Origin of the sequence: Arsenicicoccus cauae (assembly GCF_009707125.1) — a bacterium.
Taxonomy (GTDB): Bacteria; Actinomycetota; Actinomycetes; order Actinomycetales; family Dermatophilaceae; genus Arsenicicoccus; species Arsenicicoccus cauae.
Genome location: NZ_WLVL01000017.1, coordinates 23,189 through 44,593 on the forward strand (window position 1 = coordinate 23,189; position 21,405 = coordinate 44,593).

Annotated in this window: 19 protein-coding genes; 8 read left to right on the forward strand and 11 right to left on the reverse strand. The window is 72.4% G+C overall.

Annotated elements, in window-relative coordinates:
- Positions 1–2,028: a bifunctional copper resistance protein CopD/cytochrome c oxidase assembly protein gene (locus GGG17_RS03555; RefSeq protein WP_311966393.1), complete on the reverse strand. Its 2,028-nt coding sequence runs from the start codon at positions 2,026–2,028 to the stop codon at positions 1–3.
- Between the two features lie 60 nt (positions 2,029–2,088).
- Here GGG17_RS03555 and GGG17_RS03560 point away from each other — a divergent pair, with 60 nt between their 5' ends.
- The 5 genes from GGG17_RS03560 to purU all read left to right on the forward strand — a co-directional run bounded on the left by GGG17_RS03560 (position 2,089) and on the right by purU (position 7,134).
- Positions 2,089–2,991, forward strand: a complete 903-nt coding sequence (locus tag GGG17_RS03560) for a maleylpyruvate isomerase family mycothiol-dependent enzyme (protein WP_154592415.1) — start codon at positions 2,089–2,091, stop codon at positions 2,989–2,991.
- Between the two features lie 109 nt (positions 2,992–3,100).
- On the forward strand, positions 3,101–3,577 hold the full coding sequence (locus tag GGG17_RS03565) for a MarR family winged helix-turn-helix transcriptional regulator (protein ID WP_154592416.1): 477 nt from the start codon (positions 3,101–3,103) through the stop codon (positions 3,575–3,577).
- On the forward strand, positions 3,577–5,457 hold the full coding sequence (locus GGG17_RS03570) for an MDR family MFS transporter (protein ID WP_154592417.1): 1,881 nt from the start codon (positions 3,577–3,579) through the stop codon (positions 5,455–5,457). The genes GGG17_RS03565 and GGG17_RS03570 overlap by 1 nt, the downstream gene beginning before the upstream one ends.
- Before the next feature lie 93 nt (positions 5,458–5,550).
- A complete protein-coding gene (locus tag GGG17_RS03575; RefSeq protein WP_154592418.1) occupies positions 5,551–6,147 on the forward strand; it encodes a class I SAM-dependent methyltransferase in 597 nt (198 codons plus the stop codon).
- A gap of 120 nt (positions 6,148–6,267) precedes the next feature.
- On the forward strand, positions 6,268–7,134 hold the full coding sequence (gene purU, locus GGG17_RS03580) for a formyltetrahydrofolate deformylase (protein WP_288798936.1): 867 nt from the start codon (positions 6,268–6,270) through the stop codon (positions 7,132–7,134).
- A 260-nt stretch (positions 7,135–7,394) separates the two neighbouring features.
- Here purU and GGG17_RS03585 read toward each other — a convergent pair whose 3' ends face one another.
- The 5 genes from GGG17_RS03585 to hisC all read right to left on the reverse strand — a co-directional run bounded on the left by GGG17_RS03585 (position 7,395) and on the right by hisC (position 13,470).
- On the reverse strand, positions 7,395–8,894 hold the full coding sequence (locus GGG17_RS03585; protein ID WP_154592419.1) for a dihydrolipoamide acetyltransferase family protein: 1,500 nt from the start codon (positions 8,892–8,894) through the stop codon (positions 7,395–7,397).
- Positions 8,895–8,914: 20 nt separating this feature from the next.
- Positions 8,915–9,895, reverse strand: a complete 981-nt coding sequence (locus GGG17_RS03590) for an alpha-ketoacid dehydrogenase subunit beta (RefSeq protein ID WP_154592420.1) — start codon at positions 9,893–9,895, stop codon at positions 8,915–8,917.
- 3 nt (positions 9,896–9,898) lie between these two features.
- On the reverse strand, positions 9,899–11,041 hold the full coding sequence (pdhA, locus tag GGG17_RS03595; protein ID WP_230082647.1) for a pyruvate dehydrogenase (acetyl-transferring) E1 component subunit alpha: 1,143 nt from the start codon (positions 11,039–11,041) through the stop codon (positions 9,899–9,901).
- Between the two features lie 209 nt (positions 11,042–11,250).
- Positions 11,251–12,252 (reverse strand): hypothetical protein, encoded by a 1,002-nt coding sequence (locus GGG17_RS15935; RefSeq protein WP_195849101.1) that lies wholly within the window; start codon positions 12,250–12,252, stop codon positions 11,251–11,253.
- 66 nt (positions 12,253–12,318) lie between these two features.
- Positions 12,319–13,470, reverse strand: coding sequence for a histidinol-phosphate transaminase (hisC, locus tag GGG17_RS03605; protein WP_154592421.1), 1,152 nt, complete (start codon positions 13,468–13,470; stop codon positions 12,319–12,321).
- Between the two features lie 41 nt (positions 13,471–13,511).
- On the opposite strand from hisC, the gene GGG17_RS03610 reads away from it, so the two are divergent.
- Positions 13,512–13,904, forward strand: coding sequence for a phage holin family protein (locus tag GGG17_RS03610; RefSeq protein ID WP_154592422.1), 393 nt, complete (start codon positions 13,512–13,514; stop codon positions 13,902–13,904).
- A 127-nt stretch (positions 13,905–14,031) separates the two neighbouring features.
- On the opposite strand, the gene GGG17_RS03615 is transcribed toward GGG17_RS03610, so the two are convergent.
- Genes GGG17_RS03615 through GGG17_RS03625 form a run of 3 tightly spaced genes read right to left on the reverse strand, consistent with a single transcriptional unit; the run spans position 14,032 to position 16,959 of the window.
- Positions 14,032–14,796, reverse strand: a complete 765-nt coding sequence (locus tag GGG17_RS03615) for an NUDIX domain-containing protein (protein ID WP_230082648.1) — start codon at positions 14,794–14,796, stop codon at positions 14,032–14,034.
- Complete coding sequence (locus GGG17_RS03620) at positions 14,793–15,854, reverse strand: alpha/beta hydrolase (protein WP_289033561.1); 1,062 nt, start codon at positions 15,852–15,854, stop codon at positions 14,793–14,795. The genes GGG17_RS03615 and GGG17_RS03620 overlap by 4 nt, the downstream gene beginning before the upstream one ends.
- A gap of 7 nt (positions 15,855–15,861) precedes the next feature.
- The gene (locus GGG17_RS03625) at positions 15,862–16,959 is read right to left on the reverse strand and encodes an EamA family transporter (RefSeq protein ID WP_195849102.1); all 1,098 of its coding nucleotides are present in this window, start codon (positions 16,957–16,959) and stop codon (positions 15,862–15,864) included.
- A 115-nt stretch (positions 16,960–17,074) separates the two neighbouring features.
- Between GGG17_RS03625 and GGG17_RS03630 the strand changes: the two genes are divergently transcribed.
- Together GGG17_RS03630 and GGG17_RS17315 are read left to right on the forward strand one after the other, a co-directional pair.
- On the forward strand, positions 17,075–17,617 hold the full coding sequence (locus GGG17_RS03630; protein WP_154592424.1) for a CGNR zinc finger domain-containing protein: 543 nt from the start codon (positions 17,075–17,077) through the stop codon (positions 17,615–17,617).
- 31 nt (positions 17,618–17,648) lie between these two features.
- Complete coding sequence (locus tag GGG17_RS17315) at positions 17,649–18,155, forward strand: GNAT family N-acetyltransferase (RefSeq protein ID WP_375804498.1); 507 nt, start codon at positions 17,649–17,651, stop codon at positions 18,153–18,155.
- 414 nt (positions 18,156–18,569) lie between these two features.
- Here the strand turns inward: GGG17_RS17315 and GGG17_RS03640 are convergent, their stop codons facing one another.
- Together GGG17_RS03640 and paaN are read right to left on the reverse strand one after the other, a co-directional pair.
- Positions 18,570–19,361: an MBL fold metallo-hydrolase gene (locus tag GGG17_RS03640; protein WP_154592426.1), complete on the reverse strand. Its 792-nt coding sequence runs from the start codon at positions 19,359–19,361 to the stop codon at positions 18,570–18,572.
- A 310-nt stretch (positions 19,362–19,671) separates the two neighbouring features.
- Positions 19,672–21,381 carry a phenylacetic acid degradation protein PaaN gene (gene paaN / locus GGG17_RS03645; RefSeq protein WP_311966394.1) on the reverse strand — a complete coding sequence of 570 codons (1,710 nt, stop codon included), beginning with the start codon at positions 21,379–21,381 and terminating at the stop codon, positions 19,672–19,674.
- Positions 21,382–21,405 lie beyond the last annotated feature (24 nt).

The window sequence follows — 21,405 nt, forward strand, 5'->3', positions numbered from 1 at the left end:
CTACCCCCGGTGGGTCTGGTCGGGGCCGGCCATCCGGCCCAGCCGCTCGTTGTAGGCCCGCAGCTCCGCGTCCTCGTCGCGGTCCGCCTCGCGGTCGTAGCGGCGGCTCTCGCGCGAGTCCGACCGCACCCAGTCGGCCACGACCAGCAGCGCGAGGATCATCGTGGGGAGCTCGCCGATCCCCCACGCGATGGCGCCGCCGTCCTGCTGGTCCTGCAGGAGGTTCCAGCCCCAGCCGAGCTGCAGCGCCTCGTAGAACGCGGGCGCCAGCAGCGTCGTCCCCGACATCACGGCGATCCCGAACCACGCGTGGAAGCCCAGCGTCCCGAGGAGCAGGACCAGGCGGCCGGGGGCTGGCCACTTGCGGGGGCCCGGGTCGACCCCGATCAGCACCCACGCGAAGCCGTAGCCCGCGAGGACGAAGTGCACGACCATGAGCACGTGCCCGGTGTGCGTGCGCAGCGCCAGCTCGAACAACGGCGTGAAGTAGAAGACGATCAGGCTCGCGTAGAAGTTGATCGCGGCCACCAGCGGGTTGGCCATGAACCCCACCCAGCGGGACCCGAGGGCCGCCACGAGCAGCTCGCGCGGACCGAAGGACCCGTCGTGACGCGGGCGCAGCACCCGGAGCGCCAGCGTCGACGGCGCGCCGAGGACCAGCAGCATCGGGACGCCCATCATCAGCGCCATGTGCATCGACATGTGCCACGAGAAGGACACCTTGCCGAGCACCCCGGGCGCGCCCTGCGTCGCGAGCAGGAAGGCCGCGTGGCCGGCCAGCCAGGCGAGGGTGCGCGTGACGGGCCAGCGGTCGCCGCGGCGGTGCAGCACCCGCACGCCGCGGAGGTAGAGACCGACGGCGAGCAGCGAAAGGGACAGCCACAGCCAGTCGACGCGCCAGGTCGTCAGCCAGGACCACCCGTGGGGCGCGGCCGGCGCCGGGTAGCCCGTGAGCGACTCGGCCGCCGAGATGCCGGCCTGGATCTCGGGGACGGGTGGGGCCGAGCGGGAGAGGGCCACCCCGAGCCCGACGGCGAGGCCCATGACGGCGAGCTCGATGGCGGCGAACCTCGCGAATCCGGCGGCCAGCGCGGGGTTCTCGCGCAAGCGAGCGACATACGCGCGCCGTTGCCGCAGGCCGACCAGGGCGAGGGCCACGAGCAGGAGGAGCTTGAGCCCGATGATCAGCCCGTATGACGACGCGAGCCCCCGCCACGAGCCGACCCGCACGGCGGCGTTGAGCACGCCGGACAGCGCCACGAACGCCAGCGACCAGGTGGCCACGTGGGAGTAGCGCTCGACGGTGACGCCGAGGTCGCGGCCGCGCAGCACCGGCCGTAGGACGAGGATCCCGAGCAGGCCACCGAGCCACAGGACGGCGCCGAGGAGGTGGTACTGCAGGGAGGTGACGGCGGTGTCGTGGGCGACCGACCCGGCGGCGTGACCCGCGAGGCCGAGGGGAAAGAGGGCGACCAGGCCGAGGAAGAGCATCCAGGCCAGGGTGTAGCGGGAGCGGCCGACCGCCGCGCCGGTGGTGACCACCATGCCGATCAGCGACGACACGACCGTGGCCCGGATGGCGTCGAAGCTCATCGCGAACGCGCCGAACTGGTCGCCGAACTGCGGGTCCGCAGGAGACATCCCCGCCGCGTCGGCGAAGGTCAGCACGACCCCGGCCAGTCCGGCCACGACCCAGACCATCCCCGTGAGGCTGGCCGCGCGGGCCGCCGCCACCCGCCGGGTCCCCGCGCGGTCGTCGGGCACGAGCATGGTGCCGACGAGGAGCAGCCCGACGGTGGCGGCGAGCGCGACGTCGTGGACGGCCCGGACCAGCGGCAGCCCCCACCGCACCGACGGTCCCGCGTCACCGAGGCCGGTCGCCAGCTCGGTGAAGGCACCCGTCGCCAGGCCACCGGCCAGCAGCGCCACCAGCGCCCCCGCGAGGGGGACCGCGGCGATCACCGGACGGGCCTCCCGGTGATCGTCCTGGTGGGGCGCGGACGGGGAGGCGACCTGGGTGCTGCTCACCCCTCCAGACTAAGGCGACGCAGGGGCGCGATCCGCTGCCCCCGTCGTTAGGGTGGGGCCATGCCCATCCACCCGGCACCACCCACGGACCTGCCCGGCCTCGTCACCGCGTTCGCGCACACCGCGCAGGCCGTCACCGACCTGGGCCGCGGGCTCACCGACGAGCAGCTCGCGCTGCCCACCGACTGCCCCGGCTGGACGGTCAAGGACCACATCTCCCACGTCGTGGCCCTCGAGTCCCACCTCGAGGGCCTGCCGGAGCCGCACGTGGAGGTGCCCGACCATGACCACATCCGCAACGACCTCGGCCGGTTCATGGAGGTCGGCGTCGAGGCTCGCCGCTCACGGGCGGGGGTCGACGTCGTGCGGGAGCTGGAGTACGTCCTGAGTCGTCGCATCGCGACCGTGGGCAGCCCGGGGCTCGAGCTGGACTCCATCGTGGCCGGCATGCGGGACGAGCCCACCACCGTCGGCGAGCTGCTGCGGATGCGCACCATGGACATCTGGGTGCACGAGCAGGACATCCGCGCGGCTCTGGACGAGCCGGGCAACCTGGACTCCCCCGCCGCCGCGGTCTTCGTGGCGCGGGCGGTGCGCACCGTCCCGCAGGCCATCGCGCGCCGCGCCGAGGTGCCCGTCGGCGACACCGTGATCCTCGAGCTCACCGGTCCCGTGACCGCGCGCATCGGCGTGCGGGTCGAGGACGGGACGGCCGAGGACCCGCGGCCGCACGGGGTCGTGCTGTTCGGCGGCGAGGGGGACCAGCAGGCAGCGGGCAGCACCACGACGACGATGCGGGCCATCGACCCCTCCACGCAGATCACCACCGCCAAGCTGTCCACCAGCGCGTTCGAGCGGCTCGCTGCAGGACGCCGCACGGTGGACCAGGTGACCTACACGGTCGGTGGGGGCGACGAGGCGGTCGCCCGTCGCGTCCTGGCGAGCCTCAGCTTCACGCCCTGACCCCCTGGCGCCTCCGCGCCCCACTCCCCCACGCCCCCACGCCTCCGAGCCCCCACGCGGCGAGGACAGAAGTTGAGCCTTCAGCCACATAGTTGTATGCTGCAAGCAAATGAATACGCCGCACCCCGCACCTGAGCACCTGCTCGGCCCCACCACCGACCTCGGGGCCAGCATCACCCGGGCGGCCAAGGCGAGCATCGTCCTCAAGCACAGCTCCCCCCTCCCGATGCCCGGGATCGAGCATGCTGCGCTGCCCGTCCTCTTCGCCGCCCACGACCAGCCACGCCGGGTCTCCGACCTGGCGGCGGCCTGCCACCTCGACGTCTCCACCACCAGTCGACAGGTCAGTGCCCTCACCGCGCTCGACCTGGTGACCAAGCAGGCGGACGACCGCGACCGCCGGGCCCAGGTCATCGTGATCACCGCGACCGGCCGGGAGCTCGTCCTACGACTGCGCGAGGAGCGCGCCACCCGGCTCGCCCAGATCCTGCACGACTGGGAGCCCCACGACATCCAGGCCCTGAGCGGCCTGCTCGACCGATATGCCGACGCCGTCGAGCGTCACCTGCACTCCCAAGGAGCCTGATGGCCAGCACCAGCCCGACCCCGGCGGCGACCGGGGAGCTCTCGCACAAGCAGATCGTCACGATCATCCTCGGCCTCATGGCCGGGATGTTCCTCGCCGCTCTCGACCAGAACGTCGTCGGCACCGCGATCAAGACCATCGCCGACGACCTGCACGGCCTGGACCAGCAGGTCTGGGTCACCACGGCCTACCTGATCACGTCGACGATCTCGACCCCGATCTACGGCAAGCTGTCCGACATCTACGGCCGCAAGCGGTTCTACCTCTCGGCCATCACGATCTTCGTCGCCGGCTCGCTGCTGTGCACGATCCCGCAGACGATGTACCAGCTCGCCGCAGCGCGCGCCGTCCAGGGCCTCGGCGCCGGTGGCCTGATGTCGCTGGCCCTTGCGATCATCGGTGACGTCGTCCCGCCGCGCGAGCGGGCCAAGTACCAGGGCTACTTCCTCGCGGTCTTCGGCACCTCGAGCGTCATCGGCCCGGTCCTCGGCGGCTTCTTCGCCGAGCGCGAGTCGATCCTCGGCCTCGCCGGCTGGCGCTGGATCTTCTTCATGAACGTCCCGATCGGCCTGATCGCCTTCGCTGCCGTCATGGCGACGCTGCACCTCAACCACACCCCCCGCAAGGCCCGCATCGACTGGGCCGGCGCCACGACGATCATCATCGGCCTCGTGCCGCTGCTGCTCGTGGCCGAGCAGGGACGGACGTGGGGCTGGACCTCCGCCGCCTCCCTGACCTGCTTCGCCGTCGGCCTGGCGGGCATCGCGGCCTTCGTCTGGTCGGAGTCCCGCGCCGGCGACGACGCGCTCATCCCCCTGCGCATCTTTCGCAACCGCACCATCGTGATCGCCCTGACCGGCGGCTTCGTGATCGGCGCCGGCATGTTCGGCGGCATGATGACGATCCCGCTCTACCTGCAGATCGTCCACGGGTCCACCCCGATGGTGTCCGGCTTCCAGATGCTCCCGATGGTCGTCGGCATGATGCTCGCCTCGATCGTCTCGGGCCAGCTCATGAGCCGCACCGGCAAGATCAAGATGTTCCCCCTCATCGGGGTGACGCTGATGACAGCCGTGCTGTTCGCCCTGTCGCGGATCACCGCGGACAGCAGCCTGGTCTGGGTCATGACGCTGATGTTCTTCTTCGGCCTCGGGCTCGGCAACACGATGCAGCCCCTCACGCTGGCCGTGCAGGCTGCGGTCGAGCCGCGGGAGATGGGTATGGCGACCTCCTCCGCCACCTTCTTCCGGCAGATCGGTGGGACGCTCGGCGTCGCGATCTTCTTGTCCGTGCTGTTCAACTCCCTCGCGGACCGCATCGCCGACGCCTTCACGGCCGCCGCGTCCGACCCGACCTTCGTCGCCGCCCTGCGCGACCCGGCCGTCTCGGCCTACTCCCCGCAGTCCGCGGCCTTCGTCCGGTCCGTGGCGAGCGGCCAGGGCGCAGGCAGCCTCGGCAACATCGGCAACGACTCCTCCGTCATCAACGCCCTGCACCCGGCGCTGGCCCACCCCATCAAGGTCGGCTTCTCCGAGTCGATGGACCTGGTCTTCTTCCTCGGCGCCATCGTCTGCGGGATCGGGGTGGTGGTCCTCGCGTTCCTCCCCGACCTCACGTTGTCCAGCCAGTCGGCCCAGGCCGCGATGGCCGCGCAGCAGGCCCAGTCCGAGCGGGGCCTCCTGCCGCTGGGCGAGGACGCCTCCGAGTCGGACAAGCGCCTGCACGACAGCCTGGAGAAGTTCCTGCTCGACGCCGCGGCGTTCGAGAGCGGTGGCCACACGTTCGACGAGCTGCAGGACACGTGGGACCACCTGGACACCGCCGGGCTGGACCCTCACCGCCGGGGTCGTCACCGCGCGTCCGACCCGGCCACCCGCTGATCGGCCGACCCCGCTCGGTCGATCCTCCAGCAGCGCCCGCCGCCGCACCCCTCTCGTGGTGCAGCGGCGGGCGCTCGGCATACAGTGCCAGGCATGAGCGTCGAGACCAGCGCAGACCCGCACGGCGAGGCCGAGCTCGTCGCCTCCCTCCTGCCCGAGGGCGGCCGCGTCCTCGACGCCGGCTGCGGCACCGGTCGGGTCGCCCTGCGCCTCGCCGAGCTCGGGCACCCCGTCGTCGGGGTCGACGCCGACCTGTCCCTGCTCCGCGTCGCCGCCGACCGCAACCCGCGGATCCCCTTCTGGCTCAGCGACCTCGCCGAGCTCGACATCCCGCAGGGCATCATCGGCGCGGGCTTCGACGTGGTCGTCCTGGCGGGCAACGCCATCCCCCTGCTCGCCCCCGGCACCCTCGACGAGGTCATGTGCACCCTGCGGGGCGTCCTCAAGCCCCAGGGGCTGGTCGTCGCCGGGCTCGGCCTGGACGCCCAGCACCTGCCCGAGGGCATCCCGTCGGTGAGCCTCGAGGACTACGACGACGCCTGCTCGGGCGCCGACCTGGAGCTCGTCGAGCGCTACGCCACCTGGGACCGGCAGCCTTTCGACGGCGGCGACTACGCCGTGAGCGTCCACCGCCGCCCCCCGGCCCGGCCGACGCCGGTGTCCCGGCTGAGGTCTCTGCTGCACCGCTGACACCCGCCCCACCGTCGCGTCGACGCGCTGCGCCGTCCCGCTCGCGGACGTCCCAGCGGCCAGGGACCTCATCGGGCACAGTAGGGGGCCCCAGACACGACCCCCGCAGGAGACGCTCCCGTGACCACGGCGACCACCGACCCGACCTATGTCCTCACCGTCACCTCCCGACCCGACACGGTCGGCATCGTCCACGCGGTGAGCGGGTTCCTGGTGGAGCACGGGTGCACCATCGTCGAGTCGAGCCAGTTCGGCGACACGCTCGACGACGCGTTCTTCATGCGGGTGCAGTTCAGCGGGCCGGTGCGGGACCTGGACCGGCTGCGCGAGGAGTTCACCTGGGTCGCAGGGCGGTTCGGCATGAGCTTCGAGCTGCACGACGCAGCCCGCCCCACGCGCACGCTGCTCATGGTGAGCCGTTTCGGGCACTGCCTCAACGACCTGCTCTTTCGCGCACGCCTCGGCGCCCTCAACGTCGAGATCCCCGCCGTCGTGTCCAACCACGAGGACTTCCGCACGCTCGTCGAGGGCTACGGCATCCCCTTCCACCACGTCCCCGTCACCCGCGAGACCAAGCCCGAGGCCGAGGGGCGCCTGCTGGAGCTGGTCGGCGAGCTGGACGTCGACCTGGTCGTGCTCGCGCGCTACATGCAGGTCCTGTCCGACGACCTGTGCCGCGCGCTGGACGGGCGCGCCATCAACATCCACCACTCGTTCCTGCCGAGCTTCAAGGGCGCCAAGCCCTACCACCAGGCGCACGCCCGCGGCGTCAAGCTGATCGGGGCGACCGCGCACTACGTGACCGCCGACCTCGACGAGGGCCCGATCATCGAGCAGGACGTCGCCCGCGTCGACCACTGGGCGTCGCCGGACCGCATGGTCGCCATCGGCCGCGACGTGGAGACGCAGGTGCTGGCACGCGCGGTGGAGTGGCACGCCGAGCACCGGATCATCCGCGACGGGCACCGCACGATCGTCCTGCGCTGACCTGCCGGGCTCGGTCGACGCGGGCGAGGCGGTCGCGGCCGTCGCGCCGTTCGTCCTGCGTCGCGCCGTTCGTCCTGCGTCTTGCCCTCCAGCGGCCGTCTCCTGCTGCAGCCCAAGACCGGCAGCGGCCACCCACACGGTGGACCGCCACCCAGACGAAGAGCAGCCACCCAGACGGGGAGCAGCCGAGACGAGGGCCAACGTGAGGCGGGGCCGGCGCCCACGCGCCGACCCCGCAACCGTCATACGGCCAGGACCGCTCAGCCCCAGACCAGCCCGCGAGCCGGGTCCTCCAGCACCTTGGCGACGTCGGCCAGGAACCTTGACCCGAGCTCACCGTCGATCAGCCGGTGGTCGAAGGACAGGGCCAGCTGGGTGACCCAGCGCGGCTCGATCGTCTCCGACCCGTCGGCCGCCGTCACGACCCACGGCTGCCGTCGCACTGCCCCGAACGCCAGGATCGCGCTCTCGCCGGGGTTGATGATCGGCGTGCCCGTGTCGACGCCGAAGACGCCGACGTTGGTGATCGTGATGGTGCCGCCGGACATCTCGGCGGGCTGCGTCCTGCCGGCCCGCGCGGTCTCGACGAGCGAGCCCATCGCCTGCGCCAGCTCCAGCATCGTCAGGCGGTCGGCGTCCTTGATGTTGGGCACCATCAGCCCGCGCGGGGTCGCAGCCGCGATCCCCAGGTTGACGTAGTTCTTGTGCACGATCTCCTGCGCCGCCTCGTCCCAGGTGGCGTTGACCCCCGGGTTGCGACGGGTGGCCACGATCAGCGCCTTGGCGACGACCAGGAGCGGCGAGACGCGGACGTCCTTGAACTCCTTGTCCCGCTTGAGCCGCTCGACCAGCGCCATCGTCTCCGAGACGTCCACCGTGATGAACTCCGTGACGTGCGGCGCCGTGAACGCCGACCCGACCATCGCCTGCGCGGTCACCTTGCGCACGCCCTTGATCGGGATGCGCACCTCGCGCTCCGCGGTGCCGTATGCCGCAGCGCCCGCCGCCTGACCCGGCTGGGGGCTCGGCGCGCCGGCCCCCTGGGCCGCCGCCCCCGACGCGCCTCCGGCCAGGTAGGCGTCGACGTCGGCGCGGGTGATCGCGCCGTCGTTGCCGGTGCCGCGGATCAGGGCGAGGTCCACGCCCTTGTCCTTGGCGTACTTGCGGACGGGGGGCTTGGCCAGGGCCTTGCCGCCCGCAGCCTGGGGCTGGGTGACCTGCACCTGCACGCCGTGCGGGTCCACGACGGTCGGGTGAGTCATCTCGGTGACGGCGGCGACGGTGGCGAAGCCGCCCCAGGTCTCGGGGTCCTTGGTCTCGCTGGCGGTGGGCAGCGGGCCGCGCTGATGCTTGCGGGGTCGCCGCTTGGCGTCGGTCACCTTGGGGCCGTAGCCGACCAGGACCGCGACGCGCTCCTCCTTGGGGGTGGCGTCGTCGCCCGTCCCGGTGGCCTCGTTGACCTGGGCCTGGGCGGCGGCCGCCGACGCGTCGTCGGGCTCGGCGGGGGCGCCGCCACCGGTGCCGTCCTCGATGGCGATGATCGGGGTGCCGACGTCGACGGTCTCGCCCTCGGGGACGAGGATCTGGGCCACGGTGCCGGCCCACGGGATGGGCAGCTCGACGAGGGACTTGGCGGTCTCGATCTCGACGACGATGTCGTTGACCTTGACGGCGTCGCCCTCCTTGACCTTCCACGTCACGATCTCGGCCTCGAGCAGGCCCTCACCCGGGTCCGGGAGGTTGAACTTCTTGATTGCCATGTGAATTCGCTCCTCTCGGGTCAGTGGGACAGGGCGCGGTCGACGCCGTCGAGCACGCGGTCGAGGTCGGGCAGGAAGTGCTCCTCGTACTTCGAGGGCGGGTAGGGCAGGTAATAGCCGGTGACGCGCTGGACCGGCGCCTCGAGGTGGTAGAAGCAGCGCTCCTGCACCTGGGCGGCGATCTCGGCGCCGAGCCCGAGGAAGGACGCCGCCTCGTGCACCACGACCAGCCGACCGGTGCGCTCGACCGACGCGGCCACGGTGTCGATGTCGAGCGGGCTGACCGAGCGCAGGTCGATGACCTCCAGCGAGGTGCCCTCCTCGGCGGCGGCCGCGGCGGCCTGGATGCAGGTCTTGACCATGGGGCCGTAGCACACGACCGTCACGTCGGTGCCGGGCACGATCACGTTGGCGCTGTAGAGGCCTCGGGGCGCGGACGTGGCCTCGAGGTCGACCTCGCCCTTCTCGTGGTAGCGGCGCTTGGGCTCGTAGAAGATCACCGGGTCGTCGGACTCGATCGCCTGCTGGATGCCCCAGTAGGCGTCCTCGGGGTTGGAGACGAAGACGGTGCGCAGCCCCGCGGTGTGGGCGAAGTAGGCCTCGTTGGACTCGCTGTGGTGCTCGACGGCGCCGATGCCGCCACCCATCGGGATGCGGATCACCATGGGTAGCCGGAGTCTGCCGCGCGAGCGGTAGTGCATCTTGGAGACCTGGGACACGATCTGGTCGAACGCCGGGTACACGAAGCCGTCGAACTGGATCTCCGCGACGGGGCGGTAACCGCGCAGCGCCATACCGACGCTCGTCCCGATGATGCCGGACTCGGCCAGGGCCGAGTCCATGACCCGGTGCTCGCCGAAGTCCTTCTGCAGGTGCTCGGTGATGCGGAAGACGCCGCCGAGCTTGCCGACGTCCTCTCCGCACACGATGACCTTGGGGTCACGCTCCATGGCGGCGCGCAGACCGGCGTTGATGGCCTTGGCGATGGTCAGCTTGGTCATCGCTCAGTCCTCGAAGCTCGCGGCGTAGGCAGCGAACTCCGCGCGCTGCTGCTCGATCAGGGCGTGGTCGGGCTCGACGTAGACGTGGTCGAACATGCCGTGCGGGTCGGGGTCGGGCATGCCGACCGTCCCGGCGCGGATCGTCTCGGCCAAGGCGTCGGCCTCGCGCTCCAGGTCGTCGAAGAAGCCCTGGTCCGCCTTGCCCGACCGGGTGAGGTAGGCGCGCAGCCGCTGGATCGGGTCGCGGTGCTTCCACACCTCGACCTCGGCGTCGACGCGGTACTTGGTGGGGTCGTCCGAGGTCGTGTGCGCGGACATGCGATAGGTGAAGGCCTCGATGAACGAGGGGCCCTGGCCGTCGCGGGCTCGGTCGAGCATGGCCTTGGAGACGGCGTATGACGCCAGCACGTCGTTGCCGTCGACCCGGATGCCGGGGAAGCCGAAGCCGTTGGCGCGGTGGTAGAGCGGGCCACGGGTCTGGCGCTCGTTGGGCTCGGAGATGGCCCACTGGTTGTTCTGGCAGAAGAAGACGATGGGGGCGTTGTTGACGCCGGCGAAGACGAAGGACTCGTTGACGTCGCCCTGGGCGGTGGCGCCGTCGCCGAAGAATGCGACGACGGCGGCGTCGCGGTCGGGGTCGCCCGTGCCCACGTCGCCGTCGAGGGTGATCCCCATCGCGTAGCCCGTGCCCATGAGCACCTGGTTGCCGATGACGATCGTGAAGAGCTGCATCCCGACCTCGTTCGGGTCCCAGCCGCCCTGGTCGACGCCGCGGAACTGCGACATCACCTGCAGGGGCTGAACCCCGCGGCACCAGCCGACGCCGTGCTCGCGGTAGCCGGGGAACGCGTAGTCCTGCTTGCGCATGGCCCGGCCCACGCCGATCTGGGCGGCCTCCTGACCGAGCAGCGAGACCCACAGGCCGAGCTCGCCCTGGCGCTGCAGCGCGGTCCCCTCGGTGTCCACGCGACGGACGAGGAACATGTCGCGGTAGAACCCGCGCAGGTCCTCGTCGGCCAGCCCGTCGAGGTAGCGGGAGTACTCCGGGTGGTCGACCCGCTCCCCCTCGGGGGTGAGCAGCTGGACCATCTCCGGCCCGCCGTAGGCGTCTCTGGCGCCTTCTCGGGCGACGACGTTGTCGCTCATCTGCGATCTCCTTCGATCCTTGGGGCCGGGCAGGGTCGCTGCTCCGGCCTGGTTCGGGGCCACGAGGGACGGGGTCACCGCCCCGGTGCGGGCGCCTCGTCGTGACGACGGCCCGGTCCGGTTGCTCGTGGCGGTCAACACGTCCCGTCGGACGCTTGGGCCTGGCGAGGGCAGCGTACCTGCCCGGCGGACCGGTGTCGCCCGTCGGGTCAGGGCAGGCCGGGCGCCGGGGCGCTCGTCGAGGCCCCCGCCGAGGCCGTCGCCCCCGCCGTGGCCGTCGCGCCTGCCGAGGGGGCGCTCCGGGTGGCGGCGGTGGCGGTCGCCGTCGAGGGCGTGGTCGGGCCGGTGGGGCTCTTCGATCCGGGGTCGGCGGGCGTCGTGCCCGGATCGGCGGGCGTCGTGCCCGGGTCGGTGGGCGTCGTGCCCGGGTCGGTGGGCGTCGTGCCCGGGTCGGTGGGGGTGGAGCCGGGCGCCGTCGTCGGGTCCGTGGTCCCCGGCGTCGGGTCGGTCGGCGTCGTGGTCTCGTCGGGCGGCTTGGGCATGCGGCGTGAGATCGGACCCCCGGTCTCTGGGGCGGGCTCGTCGGGAGGGCCCTCGGACGGTTGCGGGGTGGGCGTCCGGTCCGGCGTCGTCGGCGCCTGCGCGATGACCGGCGAGGAGGCGATCGCGGACTCGTCGGAGGCGGGTGCGGCCTCAGGTGCGAGGACGGGCGGGAGCTCGGCCATGGAGGCCAGCACCTCGTCGGCGTCGACGCCGGTGAGCGGCTCTGCCACATCGAGCAGCGGGCGCAGGGCCGCGAGCGCCTCCAGACGCTCCTGCGCCGGCTCGATCACGGTCTGCTCGAGCACCTGACCCCGGGGGGCGGCAGACAGCAGGACGATGCCCTCGAGCGGCTCGGCAGCCGGCGCCGGCGCCTCCGGGCGCTGGGCCTGCTGCGCGACGAGCGCACGTGAGACCGACGGGCCCTGGGCGGTGAGCACCTCGGCCGGCCCCCCGGGCTGATAGGCCGTCCCGCCGGCCGACGACGTGCCCGACGACGTGCTCGTGCCGCCGTCGAGGACCCCGTCCAGGACGCCGGGGGCGGTGCTCAGGGAGAGCCCGGCCAGGCCGAGGGTGGCGGACACACCGAGGGCCGACAGGGCGAGGGCCGGCCCCCAGGCCGCCCCCTCCTGTCGGCTCGACGGCCTGCCTCCAGGCCCGGATGTCCCCATGCTCACCATGGTGGAGTCACGCCCGGGTCACCGACAAGTGAACCTGGGGCAAACCGTCACTGCGGACTAGTCACCCGGCTGGACGCGGGGGCGGACACGGTCCGCGACCTCCAGCAGGCGGGTGTTGGCCTCCTCCTCACCGATGGTCACGCGGACGCCGTCGGTGCCGTACTGCCGGACCACGAGTCCCGCCTCGCGCAGGGCCTCGGCGAGCTCGGCGCAGTGCTCCCCCACCGGGAAGTAGACGAAGTTGGCCTGGGTGTCGGGCAGGCGCCATCCCTGCTCCGCCAGACCGGTGGTCACGCGATCACGCTCCGTGACGAGTGCCTGCACCCGCTCGTCGAGCTCGGCGAACAGGCCCAGGCTGGCGACCGCGGCGTCCTCGGCGATCCTCGACACGCCGAACGGCAGGGCGCACTTGCGCAGGGCCGCCGCGACCTCGGAGGGCGCCACGGCATACCCGACCCTCAGGCCCGCGAGGCCGTAGGCCTTCGAGAAGGTCCGCAGCACCGCGATGTTGCTGTGGTTGCGGTAGAGCTCGATCGCGTCCGGCGTCGCCGGGTCGCGGACGAACTCGAGGTAGGCCTCGTCGATGACGACCAGGACGTGCGGCGGCACCTGCGCGAGGAAGGCCTCCAGCTCGTCGGCGTGGACCGACGGGCCGGTGGGGTTGTTGGGTGTGCAGACGATGACCAGGCGGGTGCGGTCGGTGATCGCCGCGGCCATCGCCGGGAGGTCGTGGCGCTGGTCGGCGGTGAGCGGCACCTGCACGCTCGTCGCGCCGGCGAGCGCGGTGACGATGGGGTAGAGCTCGAAGGACCGCCAGGGATAGACGACCTCGTCGCCCGGGCCGCAGGTCGCCGTCACGAGCTGGGTGAGGACGGCCGACGAGCCGGTGCCCGTGCTGATGTGGTCGTTGGGCACGCCGAGGAAGTCCGCCAACGCCTGGGTCAGCTCGGTCACCGCCATGTCGGGGTAGCGGTTGACCGTGGTGGCGGAGGCCGCGATGACCTCGAGCACGCTCGGCAGCGGGGGGTAGGGGTTCTCGTTGCTGCTGACCTTGTAGGTCCTCAGGCCGGGGACCTCGGGCGCCGGGCGTCCCGGGACGTAGGCGGGCACGGCGGCGAGGGTCTCGCGCAGCCGCACCTCGCTCTCGGGGGTGGCCGCGTCGTCGCGGTCGGGGCTGAGCTCGCTGGTGGCGGCGTCGGCTGCGGTCATGGCACCACCATATGCGGGGGTCGACATGTCACCATATGGCCATGAGGAACCTCGCGATCAAGACCCTCGTCAACGGCATCGCGCTCTGGGTCGCGGCCGTGGTCGTCTCCGGGATCCACCTGGGCGAGGACAAGCCGTCCCTCGCCACGCGCCTGCTGTCGATCCTGCTGGTGGCCGTCGTGTTCGGCCTGATCAACGCGGTCGTCAAGCCGGTCGTCAAGTTCTTCAGCTGGCCGGCGATCATCCTCACGCTCGGGTTGTTCACGTGGGTGGTCAACGCCCTGATGCTCCAGCTCACGTCGTGGCTGGCGGGTCCGCTCGGCCTGGACTTCCGGGTCGACAGCTTCTTCTGGGACGCGATCCTGGGGGCGTTGGTCGTGGCGTTCGTGTCGCTGCTGCTCAACATCCTGCTGCCCGACCCCGACGAGCTCTGATCCCCCCTCCCCGCCTCCCGTGACGACGGGGACCTTCGTGCTCGCCTGGCGGGCATGAACGTCCCCGTCGTGCGTTGGAGCGGGCCGGCGGTGGAGGGGCCGGTGCTGGGAGGGTCGGCCGTGGGTGTCAGGCGCGCGGGCGGCCGTCGACGAGGTATGCCGTGCCGCTGCCGACCGGCGTGGCGGCGAGGTGCTCCAGCAGGGTCACGACATACGCGGCGCAGTGCTCCCGCACCTGCTCGGGCGTGGCCCAGTGCAGGGCGCGGATCTCGCGCGGCTGCAAGGTGACCCGGCCCACGAGGTCGGCCGGGTGCACGCCGCCGTCGAAGACGAACAAGGTGGCGTCGCTCCACCCTCGGTAGGGCGGGAGCCAGTCGACGGCCAGCAGCTCACGGGCCGGCAGGTCCAGGCCGAGCTCCTCGGCGACCTCGCGCTCGGCGGTCGTCGACGGCGGCTCCCCCGGGTCGACGATGCCGCCCGGCAGGTCCCACTCACGCTTGTAGGTGAGCTCGCAGAGCAGGACGCGGCCGTCCGGGTCGCGCAGCAGCGTCTGGGCGATGTTGCGCTTGGTGGGCATCGTGGTGTCGAGCACGCCGAGGAAGCCCTCGCGCGTCTCGGGGCCGGGGTCGGCCGCCAGCCGAGCCATGACGACGCGGTCCCCGTGGCCGGGACCGATGCCGCGCAGGGTGCCTTCGTGCCGCAGGCCGAGCCGAGCCGCCAGGCGGTGCGTGACCACGTCGTCGGGGTCGTGCAGCGTCTGCACCCGGCGCCACCCGTCGGCGATCCCCGCGGCGACCTCGTCGCGCAGCGCGTCGATCCCCGCGAGGTCGTCGGGCGAGTGACCGGTGAGGTCGAGCTCGACGATCCCGTCGCCGATCTCGCGGGCGATCATCGGCGCACCAGCAGGTCGCGCACGGCCTCGGCCACCTCGATGACGAGGTCACGGCTGGTGCGCGAGACGCCCATGGCGTTGATGTCGCCGTGCGTGCCGTCCTCGTCGACCCGGAGCGTGACCGGCACCCCGGCCTCCTCGAGACGCGCGGCGTAGGCCAGGGCCTCGTCGCGCAGCACGTCGAAGGCCGACACCAGGACGTAGGCCGGGGGCAGCCCGCCGAGGTGGCGCGCGAGCAGCGGCGAGGCGTCGGGGTGGCGGGCCTGCTCGGGCTCGCGCAGGTAGTGCGAGGCGTACCAGTCCATGGTGGCCTCGGTGAGGAAGTAGCCCGTGGGGAACAGCGCGTAGGACCGCGACTTGCGCGACCAGTCGGTGACGGGGTTGAGCAGCACCTGCAGGTCCGGGCCGCCGGCCTCGTCCTCGACGGTGCGGTGGCACACGACGGCGGCGAGGTTGCCGCCGGCGCTGTCGCCCATGACGGCGACCGGGGTCGAGCCGTCACCGCCCAGCTCGTCGCGGTGGTCGCGCACGTGCCGGAACGCCGCCACCGCGTCCTCGACCGCGCACGGGAAGGGCGCCTCCGGCGCCAGGCGGTAGTCGACCGAGACGACGGTCAGACCGGCATAGCGCGCGACGAATCGGCATACGGGATCGGCACTGTCGAGGGAACCGGCCACGAAGCCGCCGCCGTGGAGGTAGACGACCACCCCGGGGGCGGGCTCGCCCGGCGAGGGGTCGTAGGTGCGGGTGCGGATCGGGCCGGCGGGCCCCGGGAGCGAGCCGTCGCGGACGGACGCGACGTGCGGCTGATGGCCGAAGAGCCAGGCCTCGGTCTCGATCTCGGCGCGCCACTGGTCCGGGGTCAGCTCGGCGGCGTCGCTGCCGGGGGCCAGGTCGAGCAGGCGCAGCGCCACCTGCACGTCCGTGCGCAGGGTATGGCCGTCGACGCGCCGCGGCCGGCCCGCGACCAGACGCAGGACCGGCCGGGGCAGGCGTGCGACACCACGCAGCACGGACTGCGTCGCGCGCAGGGTCAGGGGACGGCGGGTCGAGGGCACGTCCCCATCATGCCCGCGACTCCCCGATCTTGACGGCCGCAACACCCGCGAGGATCAGCGCCCCACCGGCGAGCTGGACGAGGCCCGGGAGCTCGCCGAGCAGGAGCCACGCGATGAGCACCGCGAACACCACCTCGGTCAGCCCGACGAAGGACGCGACGGTCGAGCCGAGCCTCCGGGTCGCGGCGACGCCGAAGCCGTAGGCCACCGCCGCGGCGAGCAGGACCAGGCCGAGGACGGGCACCCACCAGGGCGCCGTCATGCTGGCGAGGGCCACGGGTCGGGTCGTCGCGACCATGGGGACGAGGCCGACCACGCCCACCAGAGCGAGCACCACGCCGCCGACGACCATGCCGCCGGCCGCGAGGGCGATGGGCGGCAGACCCTTGGTGTCGCGGGCGGCGAGCAGGAAGTAGGTGGCGTTGCAGCAGGCGGCGGCGAGTCCCCACAGGAGCCCGACCGGGTCGATGCCGATGCCGCCGAACAGGTCGATGACCAGGGCGAGCCCGGCCATGGACAGGGTCGCGCCGAGCAGCGTCGCCGGGGCCGGGGTGCGTCGGGTGCGCAGCCAGACGTAGCCGACGATGAGGACGGGGGCGAGGTACTCCAGCAGGAGCGCGACGCCGACCGACAGGTGCGTGACGGCGTTGAAGTAGAACAGCTGGCTGCCGGCCACGGCGACCACGCCATAGGCGATGATCACGCCGGCGTTGTCGACGAAGGCGCGCAGCCGGTGCCGCATCAACCACAGGGCCGGTATGCCGAGGGCGAGCGCGGCACCCGCGATGCGGGCGGTGACGGCGGCGCCCGGGCTCCAGCCCGCCTCGAGCAGCGCCTTGGCAAAGGATCCCGAGGTGGCGAAGCCGACGGCCGAGATCAGGGCGAGGACCAGACCACGGGAGACGCCGCGGGGGCGGGTGCGAGCGGGGTGCTCGGTGGCCCGCTCGGTGACCCGCTCGGTGGCCAGCTCGTCGGGGACCGGAGGCAGCGGGTCGACGTCGACGTCGCCGAGGCGGAGAGCGTCCACGACGGGGTCCGTGACGGTGGGGTGAGCGACGATCGGGTCCGTGACGGTCGGGTCGGTGGTGCGGGTCATGGCGGTCATGGGCACTCCTCTCGGGGGCTTCGAGGCACGACTGTCGTGACGCACGACAGCGGGCGTCATGAGCGAAGTGGGTTTACGCTAGTGACACTAGACCTGGGCCGAGTAAGGAGTCAATATGACTTTTGCCCATGACACCCGCGACGCTCTGGTATCGATGGCCGCGCTGGTCAACACGGGCGTCGAGCCGGCGACGCTGAGCACACTGGAGGACCTCGAGGAGTTCGTGGGCCAGTTCGGTTACACGGGGGCGCGGGCGCACGACGCGGCCGAGCTGGCGGGGGTGCTCGCGCTGCGCGGGGAGCTGCACCGCCTGTGGGAGCTCGACGAGGAGGGCGTGGTCGGCCTGGTCAACGACCTGCTGGCCCGCCACCAGGCGCTCCCGCAGGTCGTGCGCCACGAGGGCTGGTGGGACTGGCACCTGCACGCCATCTCGAGCTCCGCTCCGCTGGCGCACCGGATCGCCGTCGAGTCCGCGATGGCGATGGTGGACGTGGTGCGCTCCGGCGAGCTGGACCGGCTGCGGGTGTGCGAGGCCGAGGACTGCGACGGTGTGATCATCGACCTGTCCAAGAACCGCTCGCGCCGCTACTGCGACCGCGGCTGCGGCAACCGCATGGCGGTCCAGGCCTACCGCTCCCGCAAGACCTACCGGGGGTAGAGGCATCGGCCGGCCTCCGTCCCCCAGGTCGATGATCCGGAGGCCGGCTGATCGTGCGCGCGTGCGGGATGTGCGTGTATGCCGACCCGCCCACCACCACACCGAGTCGCCGCCACGTGCCGGCCTGTGCTTCATCGCACGGTCGGTGAGCTTCCCGGTCGCGCACGAGCCCACCGTCAGGACGGGTGAGCCTGCCGCGGCTAAGGTCGAGCAGACAGCACATCCCGCACGCGAGGAGAGGACTGACATGACCGACGTCCAGGTCACCAACAACCCCGAGCAGCACCGCTACGAGGCCCGGATCGACGGGGAGCTGGCCGGTTTCGCCGAATACCAGCTGACCGACGACCTCGCCGAGTTCACCCACACCGAGGTGGACCCGGCGTTCGAGGGCAAGGGGGTCGGCAGCGCCCTGGCGCGCTACGGCCTGGACGACGTGCGCGAGCAGGGGACCCGCAAGGTCAAGCCGACCTGCCCGTTCATCAAGGGGTGGATCGAGCGGCACCGCGAGTACGAGCCGCTCGTCTACGGCGGGTGACCTCAGGCAAACCTGAGGTGGTCGGCTGACCTCAGCAGCCCCGACGCAGCCCCGATGCCCCCGCGCGGCCACCCCGTCGCGGCCCAGCGGGACCCCGTCGACGCGGTCGATCGGATGGAGGAGGCGGGACGTGACGCGCTCAGCCGGTGAGCGGACGTCGGCCGTATGACGCACCGCCCGCCGGCTCGCGGGGACCTGCGAGGCGGCGGGCGGTCGGCATACGGGCTGGGCGGGCAAGACCCGCCGGGGGTAGGAACATCCGCCTGGCGGACGAAGCCCGGCGAATGTGACTACCGGGGGTAGGGGCCGTCCAACCCGGGCGGGTGTGACTACCTGAGGTAGGTCAGGAGCCGGAGCCGGCCATGGGGCGCCCCGTCTCGAGAAAGGTCTTCAAGCCGGCGAGCACCCACCGCGTCAGTCCGGCCGCAGCGAGGCAGTCTCGCCGCGCGCCACGAGGTGCAGCTCGCCGGGCAGCCCCTCGCGCGCCCAGCGCTGCTCGAAGTCCTCGAGCGGAGAACGGAACACGCCGTAGTCGTCGTAGTGGATCGGCACCGTCACGGCCGGCTGCACGGTCCGGACGAGCCGCGCACCCTGCCGGTCGTCCATCGTGACCAGGAGCCCGAGGACTCGGGTCCCGCCGAGGTGGATGACCATCGCGTCGATCGGGCCGAGCCGGTCGACGACGCGGCGCAGGGAGCGGCGATAGAGGGTGTCGCCGGTGACGTAGGCCCGGAACGGCGCGCCTGACCCCGTGTCGAGCTCCAGCACCGAGCCCATGACCGGCGGCAGCAACGCCTGGGCGGGGCCGGGGGCATGGCGGCCGGGCGTCGCCGTGACGGTGAGGCCCACGCCGTCCCGCTCGAGCAGGTGCGAGCCCCACCGTGGCAGCCCCCGCGCGGGGAAGCCCCACCGCTCGAGCCTCGGCGCCGCCTGGCGGGTCGTCAGCAGGGGCACGTCCCGGCGCAGCTCGCGGCGCGCCACCCGGTCGAAGTGGTCGCCGTGCAGGTGGGACAGGACGATCGCGTCGAGCTCGGGCAGCTCGGCGGGGGTCATCGCGGGCTCGGTGCGGCGACGGCTGACCAGGCCCTTGCCGAGATAGGCGTACTGCCCGCGATGCAGGAAGTTAGGGTCCGTGAGGACCGTGAACGGGCCGATCCGCAGCAGGGTGGTCGCGGTGCCGATGAACTCCAGCGTTGCCTCGGGCATGAGGGTCTCCTCCACGAGCGTCGATGCCTAGCAGCCTAGGTCGAGCCGTCACGTAGTGGGCGGTTGCCGGTATGCCGGTCCGCCCGCCGCCTCGCGGGGATCCGCGAGGCGGCGGGCGGTCGGCATACGGGCTGGGCGGGCAAGACCCGCCGGGGGTAGGAACATCAGCCTGGCGAACGAAGCCCGGCCAATGTGACGACCGGGGGTAGGAACATCAGCCTGGCGAACGAAGCCCGGCCAATGTGACGACCGGGGGTAGGAACATCAGCCTGGCGAACGAAGCCCGGCCGATGTGACGACCGGGGGTAGGTCAGACGTGGCGGCGGCTCGTGATGACGCGGAACCGGTTGGCCACGAACGCCGCGTCGGAGTAGGCCGCGTTGGCCGCCGGGTTGGCGCCCGTCCCGTGGTAGTCCGAGAACGCCGAGGTCTGGTTGACGAAGACCTGACCGTTGAGGTTCTCCGACAGCGCGACGCCACCGTCGGCCGCCGCCTCCCGCGCCTCCTCCAGCACGGCCTCCGACGTCGAGTAGACCGCCGCCGTCATCGCGCCGTGCTCGGCCACCGTGTCGGCGAGCTGGGCGAGCGACTGCTCGGTCGACTCGGTGGCGATCACGAAGGAGACGGGCCCGAAGTACTCCTGCGTGTAGACGTCCTCGTGCCTGACGTCGAGCTGCACGATCCCGGGCGTCCGCACGACCGCGTCCGGCCAGCTCGGGTGGGTGACGGGACGCGTGTCGAGCACGACCCGCCCCTCCCCCTCGGCGGCGATCTCGGCGAGAGACGCGACGTTGGAGCGCACCCGGTCGTTGACGGTGGCGCCGAGGATCTCGACGGCCTTGGCGTCGTCGCCGTTGAAGCGCGCGACCGCCGCACCGAGCCGGTCGGCGAACTCGTCGGCGGACAGGTGGCCCTCGTCGGTGTCGATGCCGGTCTTGGGGACGTAGATGTTCTGCGGGGCGGTGCACATCTGCCCGGAGTAGAGGGACAGGGAGAACGCGAGGTTGCCGAGGGTCGACCTCAGCGAGTCGGTGGAGTCGACCACGATCGTGTTGACGCCGGCCTTCTCGGTGTAGACGAGCTTGCCGCGCGCGGCCGCCTCGGTCTCCAGCCAGGCGCCGAAGGCCGGCCCACCCGTGTAGTCGATGATCGCGATCTCGTCGCGCTCGGCGAGATCCTTGGCGAGCGTGCCGCCGTCGCGGTCGGCCGCCAGCTGCACGAGGGCCTTGTCGAAGCCGGCCTCGGCCAGCACCTCGCGGCACACGGCGACCGTGATGGCGAGGGGCAGGATGGCGCGCGGGTGGGGCTTGACGACCACGGCGTTGGCGGTCGCCAGCGAGGCGAAGATGCCGGGGTAGGCGTTCCAGGTCGGGAAGGTGTTGCAGCCGATGACCAGGCCGACGCCGCGGCCGACGACCTTGTAGTCCTTCTGCAGGCGCAGGGGCTCGCCCTTGGCGGGCTTCTCCCAGATGACGGAGGAGGGGAGGCGCTCCTGCTCGACGAGGGCGGCGGTGACGGCCTCGAGGGCGCGGTCCTGCGCCTCGGGCCCGCCGGCCTGGAAGCTCATCACGAACGGCTGGCCGCTCGTGTGCATCACGGCGCCCGCCATCTCGAAGGACCGCGTGTTGAGCCGGTCGATGATCTCGACGCAGACGGCGGCGCGGACGCGGGGGCCCGCGTCGCGCCAGGCCCGCACCGCGGCGCGCGCTGCCGGCAGGGCCTCGTCGAGGTCGAGGACGGGATAGGTGATCCCGAGGGTGGGGCCGTATGGCGAGACCTCGTCGCCCACCCGCTCGCCCGTGGTGGGCTGGTCGTCGAGCTCGGTGAAGGCCGCGCCGAGCCGCGCCTCGTAGGCGCTCTGCCCTGCCTCCGCGGAGCCCTCGCCGTAGACGCGGGGGCTCGGCGAGGCGGGGTAGCGGGAGTAGAAGCTGCGGGTGCGCAGGGCCTCGGCGGCCTCGTCGAGGGTGGCCGCGTGGGCGTCGAGGAGTGGGTGGCTGGGCGTCGTTGCCTGGGTGGTCACGTGCCGATCGTAACGAGGGGTTCA